Source organism: Sporofaciens musculi (assembly GCF_009830285.1).
In the GTDB taxonomy this organism is placed as follows: Bacteria; Bacillota; Clostridia; order Lachnospirales; family Lachnospiraceae; genus Sporofaciens; species Sporofaciens musculi.
On sequence record NZ_WUQX01000001.1, the window covers coordinates 4,344,748 to 4,359,294 of the forward strand.

Genomic DNA, 14,547 nt, shown 5'->3' on the forward strand with positions numbered 1-14,547 from the left:
CTGCCGTGCTTCCCACGGCATACTTTGGCAACATCCTTTCCACGGGGTATTAGGGGCATCCCCTAACAAGCGAATTTTGTTTCCATCGCAAGATGGATAACCAAATTCAGTGCTTGGTAAGACGTGTTCTTAATCCCCGTCCTCATAACGGCATCCTCCGCACATCGGGCAGAAGTACGGACAGTCCGAACAGCAGCCGTCCTTTATATCCCCGTCCTCGGTGGTACATTCTTCACAGCCGTCCTCATTTTCGTCCTTAATATCGGCTTCGCCGCAGACAAAATCCTCATCAGAAAAGTCGATAAGGTCGGTGTCAAAGAGAATAATCTTTACCTTTTCCGCCGCCTGTTCGGGGCTGTCGGCATAGACAGAAATGGTCTTTTCATAGTGTCCTGTGAGCGTTACATCGAATTTCTTCATTCAAAAATTCCTTTCTTTTTTCATAATCGGGCTTCGTTTTCTGGCTTCTTTCTCTGGAAAAATCCTCACACAATCAACGGACATCACCCCTTTCACGGCAGGATTTTTGCTTTGCGATCCCCAGATAGGACATTAAAAAATCGTTGACATCCTTGCCGGCAGGCGGTGGTGCGTCAACGATTTTATAGTCTTTCTTCAGTAATTCCGTTAAGGCGGCGGTACAGAGCCTGCCAACCTTGTCATTATCCAAGTGCAAAACAATGGTCTTGATATGCGGGGTTTCTTCCAAAAATGTGGAGAGGGCAATGGGGATTTTACTGTCCTTTATCTCTTTCTTTGGCTGATACACGCCCGACAAAGAGAGCAGATTTTCCGCCTTGTAGTCCTTTCCCTCGCACTTTAGATAGGTGGCATAGGACAGTAAATCAATGGCGGCTTCAAATAAATGCACGGTATCGGAAGGCTCTTTTGCCAGAAGCCGAAACGAATACCGCTTGTCGCTGCCCGATGCGTCGCCCTTAAAGGAGCTTCCAATCGTACTCCGTAAAGCCGCATACTTTGGCGTACCGCCTGCGTCTTTCCCCACAAAAACAGCGTTGTGGTACTTCCTGCCCTCAAAGATAATGCCCTCGGCAATGCACTCTTGTATGAGCGAATAGTCAATGCCACGCCCGAAAAGGTACTCGGTCACTCGGTCTGCATTTGCGTTCTTCTGCGGCAGAAGCAGCACCTTCGGCTCGTCTTTCTTTGGGGCAGGGGGCGGCGGTTTCCAGTCTGCCAACGCCTGCCCTGTGAGGATTTCCACGGCTTCCACAAAGCCACATTCCTTGACTTTGATAAGATAATCAAGGGCGGAGTAGCCGCCGAAGCCCCTCGACCACCAGTACCATTTGCCGTTGGAAATCTTCAAGCTGTCGTGTTCTGCGGTGCAGTACACGTTGGTCGTGCCTTTGACCTTGATGAGATTGCTCGGCTCATAGGTGCGGAGATAGGAGAGCAAATCTATCTGCCTTGCCCGTTCCAACACATCAGGGTCAATCTGCACATAGGGTCTGTTACTTCTCATTCAATAAAATCACCTCCAGAAATAGAAAAAGCCGAGGGATTTTCGGGAAAGAAAACCTCTCGGCTATGTAAATCTGTATTTAATTTTAGATGTACAGGTCAGCGACATACGGGAATTTGCATTTTTTATAATTTTTCTATTTCTTTCAATGCTTTTTGAATATCCTTATAAACCAATGGCTGCATACTATCATCATAAATACATATATTTGCTTTATGAAGTGCGGAAAGTATATCATCCTTCAATTCTGGTTTATCCTTTGCAATAATCGGCAGCAGCTTAATACATTGTCTTGCTGTAATAGGTTTAACATCTGTTATGTGCTTTAAATAGTTATCAATGATTTCATCAATTTTATAATCTTTATCCCATTTTGCATTATAGGCAATCAGTGTAAGCCCTCTTGTGCGGATATAAGAATTATCACTGTCAAGCATTTCGCTCAATCTGTCCATATAAGGATAAACACAATCTGTTTCAATGCTTTCTTTTTGCAATTCCTGTAATGCCCTGTATGCAACATTATTATTTTTGTCGAACAATAATTCAAATGTTTCTGCTATATTACGTGACACAATATCCTCCTTCGCAAATCCCGATTTTCGATTCCAATCATACCATATATTTATGAAGATTTCCACTCTGCCAAGCGGTTTGAAAACTGCCAAGAGGAAACATATTCTCTATCTGGTTATGAAAAAGACAGCATCAGCTTCACGCCAACACCGCCTTTTCTATGGATACACTTATTGATTTTTGCCATTTCATTCCTTATTTTAGTCCCCGCAATCCACGCATCAGACGCACTTTTGCTTCTTTGAGTTTTGCAATGTAGCGGCTCGCATAGAGAAGTCCTGTGATTAAAGTGCCAACCACAAAACCAAGTGCAATACTGATGATAGTTTCATACGGCTCTGCCCCAGAAAGCCCTAAAAGGTCAATTCCTGCATAAACTGCCATACCAACAAGTGCAATAAGGAACATGGCACACATTCTTTTTGAAAAGAAATTCCTCTCCACATTATTATAATCTGCAATCTTCAACATCAGTTCCTCTGTTTTTGCATCCATATTATCTGTTCTCCTTTCTCCGTCCAATATCTCTCCAACCTCTACATCATAGTATTTCGCCAGTTCGATGAGCAAATCAAAATCTGGCATGGTCGTTCCGTTTTCCCAACGGGAAATACTCCGATTGGATACTCCAAGCAGTTCGGCAAGTTCCGCCTGTGTAACGGATTTTTCGCTCCGTAATTCTTTTAAGAATGAGCCTACCTTTTGTTGGTTCATATTTCTCTGCCTCCTTTCGCTTTCAAGAATAACATTTTTCGGAGATAAGTACAGGTCAGCGGCTGAGAACAATGCTTTTTCAGGCAGGACACAAGGTGAGATACCCGTGTTTTGCAGGAAAATTAGCTATTTTGAGCTGCAATGCTGTTTTCTCTGTTCTGATTTCCAGTCTTTATTGTATTTCCATATTGTGAATTTTTCAAGCCGCTTGGGGCATTACATTTCTGCCATACAGAAATTTTGTTTCCTCTCGGCTATGTAAAAGCGGCATCAGCTTCAACGCCAACACCGCCTTTTTTCTCGGTCAGTCCGTTATAAAACCCCTGCCTTTTTCAGATACCCCACGCTGTCATAGCAGCCACGGAAATAAATTGACTGCAACTCCATATCCATAAGCTGGTTTTTCAGCTCCATAATTCGGATAACAGCCGCACATTCTTCTCTGGTAAGCTCCGCCGCCTGCTCGCTGTCAAACACACCTAAAACGGTGGGGTATTTCCCATACAGGCTCTCAATCTCGTCCTGCACGGCTTTGTATTCCTCGTTTTCTTTCGGCAGCTTTGCGATAACAGAGCTGAGATATTCATTAAAAATATTGCTGTGGGCATCTACAAAAGTTTCAAATCTGAACGCACCAGACATCTCATACACCTCCGACATTCTCTAATTCTTCCCTTATTATACTGCCCAAAAATCAGCAATACAAATGTGCAAATCAGATTATCGCTCTCGGTCTGTATTTTTTCTTTCGGGCTGTCCTTCGTTCTGCTCTGGCTCGGAGTCTAAAACAGGCGTGTCTTTTTCGTCAAGGTTAAGCTCGATATTAAGGGCGTTGAGCCTGTCGGTCTTTTCCTTCAGCTCGTCCTCATAGGCAAAAGGCTTCATTAGCTCCGCCTTTGCATTGGAAAGCTGTTCAATGACCTCGGATTTCTGCCGCTTCTCAATCTCCAGATTGGGAGCAATCTTTGAGAGCATATTTTCAATTCGGGTCAGATTGCCCAGAGCGTCAGTGCCTAACTCTACCTTATATCTGCCTGCCCCGCACAGGTTTAGGCAAAAATGGGCGTTTACGGTATCATAAAAAACCTCCATCTTGAAACCTCGGTAGCTGCCGATTTCCACGGGATTTGACAGCGGATTTTCCTTGCAGACTGCAAGAAGCATTTCGCCTGCGTCCGCTTTTTCCTGATAGGTCACTCCCTTTAAGGTCATGGGGCAGAACTTGTCCTCGCCCTGCGGCTTGTGCTGTTCGGCAAGTGCCGCATCCTTTTCATAAGCGGCAATGCGTTCCTCAAACTTCTTGATGGTCTGCGGATAGTATTGCAGCACCCTGTCCTCAAGGTCGTAATGCTCGGAAAGATAGCTCTGCTTCAATACTTTCAGCTTGGAAACCTGTATATCCAAATCCATTTTTTCCTTGAAACGCTCGTCGCCTGTGGCAAGCATTTTTACCTCTGCAAAAGATAAAGCCACCTCGTCCACATCTTCGGCGGAACGCACGGGGCTTTTGCTCGTCATTATCTGGGAGATAAATTTCTGCTTGCCCTCCACCAACTGGTAGAGGTATGCGTCAAAGGTCTGCTCCGTCACATAGCGGTAAACCTCCACCTCTGGGAACATATTACCCTGCCTTTCCAGACGACCTTGGCGTTGTTCCAAATCCGAAGGTCGCCACGGGCAGTCGAGATTATGGATGGCAATGAGCCTGTCCTGCACATTTGTACCCGCACCCATCTTCTGGGTAGAGCCGAACAGCACCCGCACCTCGCCACTCCGTACCTTTGCGAACAGCTCTTTTTTCTGTGCGTCGGTATTGGCTTCATGGATAAAACGCACCTGCTCGGCAGGGACGCCACGGGCGATGAGCTTCTCTCGAATGTCGTCATAAACATTAAAGCTGCCGTCATTTTTCGGTGTGCTAAGGTCGCAGAACAAGAGCTGTGCCGCCTTTGTGTCGGCGTGTTCCTCCCAGATGCGGTACATATTGTCCACGCAGGCGTTTACCTTGCTGTCTGGGTCGTCTGGCAGCATCGGGTCAATCATCCTCTGGTCAAGGGCAAGTTTCCGCCCGTCATTCGTGATTTTGAGCATATTGTCGATTTGCGGCTCGACCTCCCTTGCCCGTACTTTCTCGGCTCGTTTGGCAAGCCCCGCCACCATTTCACTCTGGATTTCGCTCGGCTTCGTCTTGATATTGTGGTAATTCACTTTCGGCACGGGGAGCTTTAACATATCGGCGGTCTGGATGTCCGCCACCTCTCGGAACATCTGCATCAGCTCTGGCAGGTTGTAAAACTTCGCAAACCTCGTCTTGGCTCGGTAATTCGTGCCTTCGGGTGCTAATTCCAGAGCCGTGACCGTTTCGCCAAAGGTGGAAGCCCAACTGTCAAAATGCTGTAACCCATGCCTTGCAAGGGTGTCGTACTGCAAGTACCTCTGGACGGAATACATCTCCACCATCGAGTTTGAGATAGGCGTACCCGTTGCGAAAACTGTGCCACGGCTGCCCGTGATTTCGTCCAGATAGCGGCATTTCATAAAGAGGTCGGAGCTTTTCTGGGCTTCGGTCTGGGCGATGCCGCCCACGTTCCGCATCTTCGTGTAAAGGTAAAGGTTCTTGTAAAAATGGCTCTCATCAATAAAGAGCCTGTCAACGCCCAACTGCTCAAAGTCAATGACCGTATCCTTCCTCTTGGTGTCGTTCAGTTTTTTCAGCTTCGCTTCAATGCCTTTGCGTGTCCTCATAAGCTGCTTGACCGTGTACTGCTCGCCGTGCGATTTCTGCACCTCGTCAATCCCCATCTCTATATCGGCAAGCTGTTTTTCAAGCTGCTCCCTCTGGCGTTCCACGCTCATCTGGATTTTCTCGAATTGAGAATGCCCGATAATCACGGCATCGTAATCGCCCGTGGCAATCCTGCCGCAGAACTTCTTGCGGTTTGCCGTTTCAAAATCCTGCTTCGTCGTCACAAGGATGTTGGCGGAAGGGTACAGCCGCAGGTACTCGGAAGCCCACTGCCCGACAAGGTGGTTCGGCACGACAAACATAGATTTCTGGCACAGCCCCAGACGCTTGCTTTCCTGTGCTGCGGCGACCATCTCAAAGGTCTTGCCCGCCCCCACCTTGTGGGCAAGGAGCGTGTTGCCGCCGTAAAGGATATGGGCAATCGCATTGACCTGATGGGGTCTTAGGGTAATCTCTGGGCTGATGCCGCCAAAAGTGATATGGCTTCCGTCATACTCACGGGGTCTGGTGCTGTTGAAGGTGTCGTTATAATAACGGACAAGGCGGTTTCTCCGTTCTGGGTCTTTCCAAATCCAGTCCTGAAACGCCTGCTTGATGACCTCCTGCTTTGCCTGTGCCGCCGTGGTTTCCTTATGGTTGAACACCGCCTTTTTATTGCCGTTCTCATCATACACATAGTCAAAGATACGGGTATCCTTTAAGTTCAGCGTGTCCTCGATAATGCGGTAGGCACTTGCCCTCTTTGTGCCGTAGGTGCTTTCCGCCTTGACATTCCCGTAATCGGAAGTCTTATTCTCAATAAACCATTCGCCGTTCATTGGCGTGTAGCGTACTTTCAGCCTGCCTGCCGCAAAGCTCGACGGGGTTAAAAGCTCCGTCATAAACCGCTGTATATCCTCCTGCGGTATCCAAGTCGCACCCAGACGGACAGAGATTTCAGCGGCACTCAAATCCTTCGGGATGACCTGCTTTAAGGCTTCCACATTCACAAGAAGCCCCGCATCCTGCTTCGCCGCTATCTCTGCGACCTTCAGCTTTTCCCGCACATTGCCCGACAGGTATTCGTCTGCCGTGACATACCGTGCAGGCTCGGAGTTTGGCACTTGGTAGATAATGCCCTGCAAATCCGCTATGATTTTCTCCTGCGGCTTGCGTGTGAGCTGTGCCATATAGGGCAAATCCACACGGGCTTTCTCCCCGATGGAGAGTGCCAACGCTTCGCTTGATGTTTCCACATAGTCAACCTGTCGGTGGGGCTTTATCGTCCGTTTCGTGAACATATCCGCCTTGCGTTTGAAGTTCCCTTCGTCGTCAAGCACCTCAAGGGAACATAGCAGGAAGTAGCTTTCATCAGCGGCAAAGGCAAGGTAATTCCCTCGGCTATTGATAAGCCCGTATTTCTCCGTGAACGCATCATACAGGCGGTTCAGGTTTTCCTGCTCGGTCTGTATCATTTCCTCTGGGTAATCGTAGGTCTGGTAATCAATCAGCTTCCTCACGCAGTCCCGTATCTCCAGAAGCCCCTTCACTCGGTTTGCCGCCGTCATGGATAGGGCGGCGGGGGTCATGCGGCTGTTTTCACGGAAATAAATCTGACCGTCCACCAGAGCATAAGAAAAATTCCTCACGCTTGGGTCGGCAGGGATGGAAAGCTCCTGCTCGTCGGAGATTTCGTCAATCTCATTCTCCGCTTCTTTGATTTCCCCGTCTATCCGCTGCATTGCTTTAGAAAGAAGCTCGGACAGCGGCACATCCCGATAGGCTTTGCAGGCAGGCTCAAGCTTCCCGAAGCGGGTGCTTTCCAGTTTCATCTCGCCCAAAACCATCTCTGGGTGGGACACAAAATAGCTGTTCATCGTGACGCCGTTTTCATCTGTGTCAAGGTGTACCCAGTCTGGCTCTATATCTATCACACGGTCACGCTTCTGCAAAATAAGGATGTCGCTCGTGACCTCCGTGCCTGCATTTGCCTTAAAGGTATTGTCGGGAAGCCTGACTGCGCCTAACAGCTCGGCTCTCTGGGCGATATACTTCCGCACCTCTGGGCTTGCCTTATCCATTGTGCCTTTTGAGGTAATGAACATCACAACGCCGCCCGTGCGTACCTTGTCCAGAGCCTTTGCGAAAAAGTAGTCGTGTATGAGGAACTTCTGGGCATTGTAGCGGCTGTCCTCTACCTTAAACTCGCCAAACGGCACATTGCCAAGCACCACGTCAAAATGATTGTCGGGGAGCTTCGTGTCCTCAAACCCCTCAATGGCAATGCTCGCTTTCTGGTAGAGCTGCTTTGCAATCCTGCCCGATAACGGGTCAATCTCAATGCCGTGCAGCTTTGCTTTCCCCATGCTTTCGGGGAGCAGACCGAAAAAATTGCCTGTGGCACAGCACGGCTCTAACACGTTGCCCTGCTTAAATCCCAGACGGTCAAGTGCTTCATACATCGCCTTGATGACAACGGGCGGCGTATAAAATGCCGTGAGGGTGGATTCCATAGCGGCATGGTATTCTTCATCGGAAAGTACGGATTTCAACTCTTTATATTCATTCGCCCACGCTGCGTTGTTCGTATCAAATGCCATTGAAAGCCCGCCCCAACCAACATACTTTGATAAAGTTTCCTGTTCTTCGGGCGTGGCAAGGCGGTTTTCTATCTGAAGGTCATGGAGAAGCCTGATTGCCGCCATGTTGTTTTGGAACTTTTCTTTTGCACCGCCAACGCCTAACGCATCATCGGTAATGCGGTAATTCCTGCGTTCTTCAGAATGGGCAGGGGGTTCCTTGTCCTGTGTCTTTTCTGGCTCGCCAAAACGGATTTTTTCAACCACGATGTCATAGGGAAGCCCGTTCTCCACGGCAGGGTATTCCGCCACGGTTTCCGTAACAGGCTCTGCGGCGGCTTCTACTTTTTCTTCGGGCGGTAATTCCTTTTCCGCCTGCTGTTCCAGAAGCCTGCGGATATAGCTGATTTTCTCCACACGGTTTATCGGGAAGCCCACGTTATTCTGGAACGTGATGTCACGCAGCGACACATCGCCGCTGATTTCTCCCACGCTCTCAATGAGGTAGCTGCGGTTATCAATCGTGATTTTCCTGCCGATAAGGTCAGAATTATCCTGCTTTTCAGCCGTTTCGGATGGGGCAGGTTCTCCGTTTTGCTCGGTTTCATACTCGGCACTATTTAAGGTGTCGGCGTATTCCTGTGCTTTTTCCTCGGCAGGCACAAACCATTCCTTTTCAAAGGACATTATCTCGGTAAGGAGTGTTTCGTCCTCTGGGGTCAGCTCGGTATGCTGCATAAGGAACGGCACGAATACATCACGCCCCCAATGCAGGCTCTCCATCTTTTCTCGGTAGTAATCCTCGCCCTCTTTCTTCCACTCTGGGATAAACGGGCAGGCAGGGGAGAGGGAGTAGTCATAAAAATTTTTGATATGGGCAATCAAATCGCCCTCGCCGTCCCCAATGTCAAACCGTCCCTCATAGGTGTGTTCCTCGCCGCCGATAACGGCGGAGATTTCAAAGTCGGTCTTTTTGTACCAACCAACGCCCTTACTCTTATCCAGTCTTTCACGGTGCTGCTTTTCGTCCAGAACGCCAAGAAGCCTGTTTCCAAGGGCGAAGCTCAAATCGGTAAAGCGGTCATTCAAGTCCCTGTCATAAAAGGCAGGATGCTCGGAGAAGTCAATCGAAAGCCTGATGCTGTCTGGCTTTTCCTCGGCGGGTACTTCCTTTTTCTGGCTCTCTGTCACGATGACCTTCAGATGGTCGTTGGCAGGGTTTTCCTTTAACTTTTCCTCAAAATCGGCTCGGCTGAACTCTTTGCCGAACAGTGGGAACTCTGGGTTACGCAGGGACACGGCGTTTTCATCAAAGTCCGAAACCTCATATTTATCCGCCCCGATATACACGACATCGCCCTCGTGATAGAGGTAGCGGAGCGGGTGCAGCTCTCGTAATTCCTGTGAAAAACGCCACGCATTGCTACGGCTGTAAACATCGGTTGTTTTGCCCTGCACCAGAGAGAGGAAGTCCACAAGCTGCTGAACAGTGGCAGGGTCTGAGAGCTGCCCTTCCATTTCCCCTGCGGTCACATCGGAAAGGTCGGTGCGTCCCACTTCGGAAAGCAGACCTTTCTCATAACCGTCCAAGTCACGGATAAAATCGGACAGACGCAAAGAGAGCGTATCCCGCTTGTCGGCAGGCTGCAAATCCCGATGGGCATCAATAAAACGCTGCCTTGCCATTTTCCTCTGGGTGTCGATTTCATACTGCGGTGCTTCAATGCTTTCCAGATACTCAGCGTAATGGTCTTTCTCTTTGGCATTCAGATAGCGGTCATCCTTTATCAGCTCACGCAGACGCTTCTCCACCTTCGACCAACTGAGCCGCAGGTCGGGGTTGGTATAGGAGCCTTCCTTTTCAATGCCGATGCCTTTGCCATCGTGCCATTCGCCGCCCCTTGTTCCGTCTGGATAATCGTGTGTACCGCCACCGCTGCCATATTCCTTTTTAAGAAAAGCAATATTGCTTTTGCTGTCCTCGTGCTTTTGGAACTGGCGGTAGATGCGGTATTTGCCATCTTCAAAGCCGCTCCCCCTTACCAGAACGGAGTCAATATCCTCCTGTGAAACGGAAAAAGCAGAGGATTTTTCGTCCTCTGCTTCCGCTATCATTTCCATCTGTTCCTCTACTGTCGGGAGATTTGCCCTTATTTCTTCCTCGTTTGCAACGCTGCCCTGCCCATCAGCGGCAGGCTCTGGCTCTGCTAATTGAAGATTAGCTCGTTCAGGATTACTTCCTCCGCTTGGCTGCGGATGTTGTTCATCAGCCCTACCCACTGCATCGGTGCTTTCTCTTTGAGTTCCTCCGTCACTCCCTGCTCCTTGCAGAGCTGCTTCGTCAGAAGCTCCAACCTCTGCAATGCCGCCTGCTCGGTCTGGTGCAGGTGTTCGTTCAGCCTGCCCGACGTCAGCAGGTTGAGGTAGGTCACTCTCTTGTGCTGCTCCAGATAATCCCTGTGCATCATAGCGTACCTGCCAAGAGGAATTTCTGGCTCTGTCGGTAATGTGAGGTCGGGAATAAGGTAATCCCCCTGTCTGCTGTAAGTGATTCCGCTCATTATTATCGCTCCTTTCGGTTGGTGTCCTGTCTACATCATAACGGCTCTGGGGCTGCTGTGCAAAGGTGCGGTTTTGGTTTTTCTCCGCCATTTGCACATTTCGGATGGAGAAAGAGATTTCCCTGAGTGCCATTTCCGCAATGTCGCTTGTGGCGATGCCGATGGCGTTTAAGGTGGCAGGGGTATTGAAATCCGTAATCCCTGCAAAATCCTCACGCTCAAAGTATCCCTCCGTATCCAGACCGCAGCGGCTCATCAGCATGAAAGCCACGCTGTTTACGGCAAGCCGCCTGTAAATGACTTCGATATTATAGCCGTCCAGTTCCTCTAAAAAGCTGCCTTTCACACAGCCTTTCAACTGCTCCGCATAATCGGGCAGGTTGTCCTCCACGGCGTTCTCCGCCGTTTCCATTAAAACAGAAGCAAGGTCGCTCCCTTTCGTTTCCCCGAACCTGTCCGACAGCCGTTCCATGACAGCCTGCTCGTACCGCCTTTCCATCTGCCATATCGGGACGGGGCGGCTTCCATAGTAGCCCTCATGGGTGTCGGATATATCAAAATAATATTTCAGGGTGTTCCTGCGTCCTTTCGGGTCAAAGACCGCAATCCCCCTGCTGTCCTTGTTTACCCAACGCTTAAACTGCCTGTTCCAAGTTTCAAGCCCTGCAACGGCAACAGCATCGGGGCGTTGGGCATATATGAGAAGCTGCTCGTCAAAGCGGCACTTGTAATTGCGGCAGGCTGACGACAAAAAGTTCTGCCACGCCTGCGGGTTTCCCGTGACCGCCTTTCCCGTCCGCCGATACAGCTCCGTGATTAGCTGGTACTTTGCAGCCATCCTTTTTGCACCTCCTTATCGCTCCATATCCCTGTTTTTGTGTTTCCTGTCATATTCCCCGCACCTTGCGGAGATTTCCTCATACATCCTGTTCCGCATTTCACGCTCATAGGCTCGGTATTCCTTTGCCTTTTCGGTAGGCTTATACCATACGCTTTTTTTATCCGCTTCCTCCATGCTTTCGTAACGGTCATCAATCTGGTCGCTGTACCGCCTGTAAATGGCATGGGCTTCGGGTGCGTCCTTTGCATAGCGGTAACGCTCAAGGCTCTTATGAGAGCCACGAAGCTCCGCATACTCATAGAGCATACGGATGACCTCACGGTCAAGCCCTTTCTGCCCCTCGGCGGCATAAACCTCCGAAAGCCCTTTGCAACGCCACGAATGAAACGGGGCGGTGTCGTTGGAGCTGTGGGAAGATACATACACGCCGTCTTTCTTTACGGTGATTCGGTTGATAAGCTCGGTACTCACTTCTTACCACCGCCCGACAAAACAATCTGTTCCATAAATATATCAATCCTCCTGTCATTTCAGCCCCCGCCGTTAGGCAGGGGCATAGCTGATTTTATTCCGTTCCATTTTCCCTGCGAACTCCGCCAGAGAATGCCTTACACCGTCAATCTCCGCATGGGCTTCGTCTACATAACGGCAGAGGGCAAAATTATCGTCCCCGTTCCCATAAAACAGGCGTAGGAAACCGCCGTCGGGAACGGAGAAAAGTGCCTTGCCCCTGCTGTCGGTAAATTGTATCTCTTTTGCTTTGTTCATTCTGCACCTCCGCCCAGAAACGTAATGACCTTGTTCGCCTTGATGCTTTTTTGCAGGTCATTGATAATGCCGATTTCCGCTACCGTGATGCCCTGCATGGAGAGAATGTCGTCCATTGTCATAGCTGCAATGGCTTTCTCCTCGGTAAAGCCCGCTTCAAAGACCTTGTTTAACACTCTGACCGCTTTCTGGTTTACAGCCATGTTTCAATCCTCCTATCGTTCATACTCTTTCTTTTTCGGGGCTTTCGCCGCCTGCGGCGGTTCTTCTGGCTTCGGCTCATAGGTGTGTCCGTTTTTCCCCATACGTTCAGCAAATTCGCAGATATGGTAGAGATTGCTGCCCACCTCGGTGTGGTACTCGTCAATATAGCGGCAGGGCTTCTCTGCTTTTTCGCCCCAATCATAAGTGATGATGATTTTGCCGCCGTCTGGGATACGGAACAGCTCTTTATAATGAGGGTCTATAAAGCGGATGCCCTGTCCTGCTCTGGAAATGTGCTTATCAAGCCATTCCTTCACATAGCAGTAACAGTAGAAATTATAGTCGCCCCTTGTAGGATTGCAGCGGAGCAGGAAAGCATGTTTATCTGTATCCACACGGAAACCATACTCTGTACAATAGCTGTCCTTAAAAGCACTTTCGGGATTCGCCCTTGCAAAAGCCGCCATATCATAGCGGTTATGCAGAAGCCCCTTATCTTCACGCAGGGCATTGATTACATCATCAAGCCCTGACTTAAATTCATCGGTTTTCCATTGTTCCCTTGTGTCAAACCAAGTGGTATAAAAGCCATACCCAGAATGGGCAAAATCGCCACGCAGATGCCCGATGCACCCCGTCTGCCCCTCAAGCTGCATACTCTGGGCATAGGTGTATTTCTGTTCTTCGGGCGTTAAAGGTCGTATCTCCATCAGCGTTCCTCCCTGCTTTTTGATTTTTTCTCCTTTTCCTCCGTCTGGATTTTCGCAAGGGCTTCCTTCGCCCAATCGGGCATTTTCTCTGGCTTGATTTCGCCAAGCACATCGTACCTTTCCCATCTGGCGTGTTTTCCGTCCGCAAGGCAGGTTCCGAACACCGCCTGCCCTCTGCCGCCCCTTGCACCGTTACCTCCGTCCGCCAAAACGAGCTGATAAGCGGAATGTCGGTATTCATAACGGTTGACTTCGGCATTGATGACTACCACTTTTCCCACGATATTTTTATTCCTGTCATCTGGAATGCAGTCATCTATGGTAAACGGCGTCATATCAAACTTGAATTGTTCCTGCTCGGCTCTCACAAGCCCTATCTGCTCCTGCACCCTGTCTGTGAAAATCTGCATGGCTTCCAGATAATCATCAGAGCCTACCGCATCCGTCACCCATTCTGCGGACAATGGATTATCATAAGTGCAATAGCAAACTAAAAAGGGATATTCCTCTTTTAAATCCACGCCGAACACCACTTCCTTTTTTCCGATATGGATGCTCTGCGTGACCTCATAAGAGCCAATCATCCGTTTTTCTTCATTCTCCATTCGGCTGCTCCTTTCTTTCCTTTTTCTCCTTCTGCTCATCTAAAATCTTTTGGATACAGACATCACAGAAGATAACCGACCTGTCCTTATATCGGGGATAGGGGCAGGTCGTACAGTCATATTTCTTCTGGCTACCGCTCATAAGCATCCCTGCCTTTTGGTTTTGGGGCAGGCGTTTTATTGTACGGCATTTCACACTCCGACTGGTAGCGTTCGTTCAGCTTCTCCCTTGCGGCTTCAAGGGTATTGCAGTAGCAGCCCCAATAGTAATTGTCGCCGCCCTTGCAGTACCAACACACATAAGGGTTCGGGGCTTTCGGGTTATGACCGATGACTAATTCCGTACCCCCGATGGTACAGCCCTCTATGATTTCATAGCCCTGATTGATACGTTTTTCCTGTTCCATAAACACCTCTCATTCTTTGGCATATTTCCGATATGCCTTTTCGCCTGTCGCCCGCAGCTTCTGCACGGGGCGGCTTCCTAAAAGCTCTGGGTGGGTCGCCTGCAGCTTCCGCCTTGTCCTGCTCACACTCTCAAAGCTCGGCAGACCGAGGTATTTGTGCTGCGTCATTATCTCCGCAAGGGGCATCGCCCCCGCATCCTTTAAACAGACATTGCAGAGAGCAAGGTAAAGCACCATGTCGTCGTTTCGGGCGTCCCCGTTCTTCTCCAGAATAGCTTTTACTTTCTTTTCAATTGTTTTCAGATTCCTCATATCTTCCTCCAGAAACAGAAAGAGGGCGGCATCTTTCAGCCGCCCCGTTCCTGCAAAAT

At 49.4% G+C, this 14,547-nt stretch carries 14 protein-coding genes; all 14 read right to left on the reverse strand.

Features of this window, described 5'->3' with window-relative positions:
• Positions 1-129: 129 nt before the first annotated feature.
• Positions 130-420 carry a hypothetical protein gene (locus tag GN277_RS22105; protein ID WP_159753808.1) on the reverse strand — a complete coding sequence of 97 codons (291 nt, stop codon included), beginning with the start codon at positions 418-420 and terminating at the stop codon, positions 130-132.
• Between the two features lie 73 nt (positions 421-493).
• Positions 494-1,486 carry a DUF3991 and TOPRIM domain-containing protein gene (locus GN277_RS22110; protein WP_159753811.1) on the reverse strand — a complete coding sequence of 331 codons (993 nt, stop codon included), beginning with the start codon at positions 1,484-1,486 and terminating at the stop codon, positions 494-496.
• A 125-nt stretch (positions 1,487-1,611) separates the two neighbouring features.
• Positions 1,612-2,061 carry a SufBD protein gene (locus GN277_RS22115; RefSeq protein ID WP_159753814.1) on the reverse strand — a complete coding sequence of 150 codons (450 nt, stop codon included), beginning with the start codon at positions 2,059-2,061 and terminating at the stop codon, positions 1,612-1,614.
• A gap of 196 nt (positions 2,062-2,257) precedes the next feature.
• On the reverse strand, positions 2,258-2,776 hold the full coding sequence (locus tag GN277_RS22120) for a helix-turn-helix domain-containing protein (protein ID WP_159753817.1): 519 nt from the start codon (positions 2,774-2,776) through the stop codon (positions 2,258-2,260).
• A gap of 312 nt (positions 2,777-3,088) precedes the next feature.
• Positions 3,089-3,436, reverse strand: a complete 348-nt coding sequence (locus GN277_RS22125; RefSeq protein WP_244324835.1) for a DUF6664 family protein — start codon at positions 3,434-3,436, stop codon at positions 3,089-3,091.
• 60 nt (positions 3,437-3,496) lie between these two features.
• Entirely contained in the window at positions 3,497-11,479 is a 7,983-nt protein-coding gene (locus GN277_RS22130; RefSeq protein WP_159753820.1) for an LPD25 domain-containing protein, read from the reverse strand.
• Positions 11,480-11,494: 15 nt separating this feature from the next.
• Positions 11,495-11,953: a hypothetical protein gene (locus GN277_RS22135; protein ID WP_159753823.1), complete on the reverse strand. Its 459-nt coding sequence runs from the start codon at positions 11,951-11,953 to the stop codon at positions 11,495-11,497.
• A 72-nt stretch (positions 11,954-12,025) separates the two neighbouring features.
• The gene (locus GN277_RS22140) at positions 12,026-12,250 is read right to left on the reverse strand and encodes a hypothetical protein (protein ID WP_159753826.1); all 225 of its coding nucleotides are present in this window, start codon (positions 12,248-12,250) and stop codon (positions 12,026-12,028) included.
• Positions 12,247-12,453, reverse strand: a complete 207-nt coding sequence (locus tag GN277_RS22145; RefSeq protein WP_159753829.1) for a hypothetical protein — start codon at positions 12,451-12,453, stop codon at positions 12,247-12,249. Before GN277_RS22145 ends, GN277_RS22140 begins: the two co-directional genes overlap by 4 nt.
• Positions 12,454-12,465: 12 nt before the next feature.
• The gene (locus GN277_RS22150) at positions 12,466-13,164 is read right to left on the reverse strand and encodes a hypothetical protein (RefSeq protein ID WP_159753832.1); all 699 of its coding nucleotides are present in this window, start codon (positions 13,162-13,164) and stop codon (positions 12,466-12,468) included.
• Positions 13,164-13,769, reverse strand: a complete 606-nt coding sequence (locus GN277_RS22155) for a hypothetical protein (RefSeq protein ID WP_159753835.1) — start codon at positions 13,767-13,769, stop codon at positions 13,164-13,166. Before GN277_RS22155 ends, GN277_RS22150 begins: the two co-directional genes overlap by 1 nt.
• Positions 13,759-13,911, reverse strand: a complete 153-nt coding sequence (locus GN277_RS29565) for a hypothetical protein (protein WP_204162776.1) — start codon at positions 13,909-13,911, stop codon at positions 13,759-13,761. The genes GN277_RS22155 and GN277_RS29565 overlap by 11 nt, the downstream gene beginning before the upstream one ends.
• On the reverse strand, positions 13,901-14,176 hold the full coding sequence (locus GN277_RS22160; RefSeq protein WP_159753837.1) for a hypothetical protein: 276 nt from the start codon (positions 14,174-14,176) through the stop codon (positions 13,901-13,903). Before GN277_RS22160 ends, GN277_RS29565 begins: the two co-directional genes overlap by 11 nt.
• A 9-nt stretch (positions 14,177-14,185) precedes the next feature.
• Positions 14,186-14,488, reverse strand: a complete 303-nt coding sequence (locus GN277_RS22165; protein WP_159753840.1) for a hypothetical protein — start codon at positions 14,486-14,488, stop codon at positions 14,186-14,188.
• Positions 14,489-14,547: the final 59 nt, after the last annotated feature.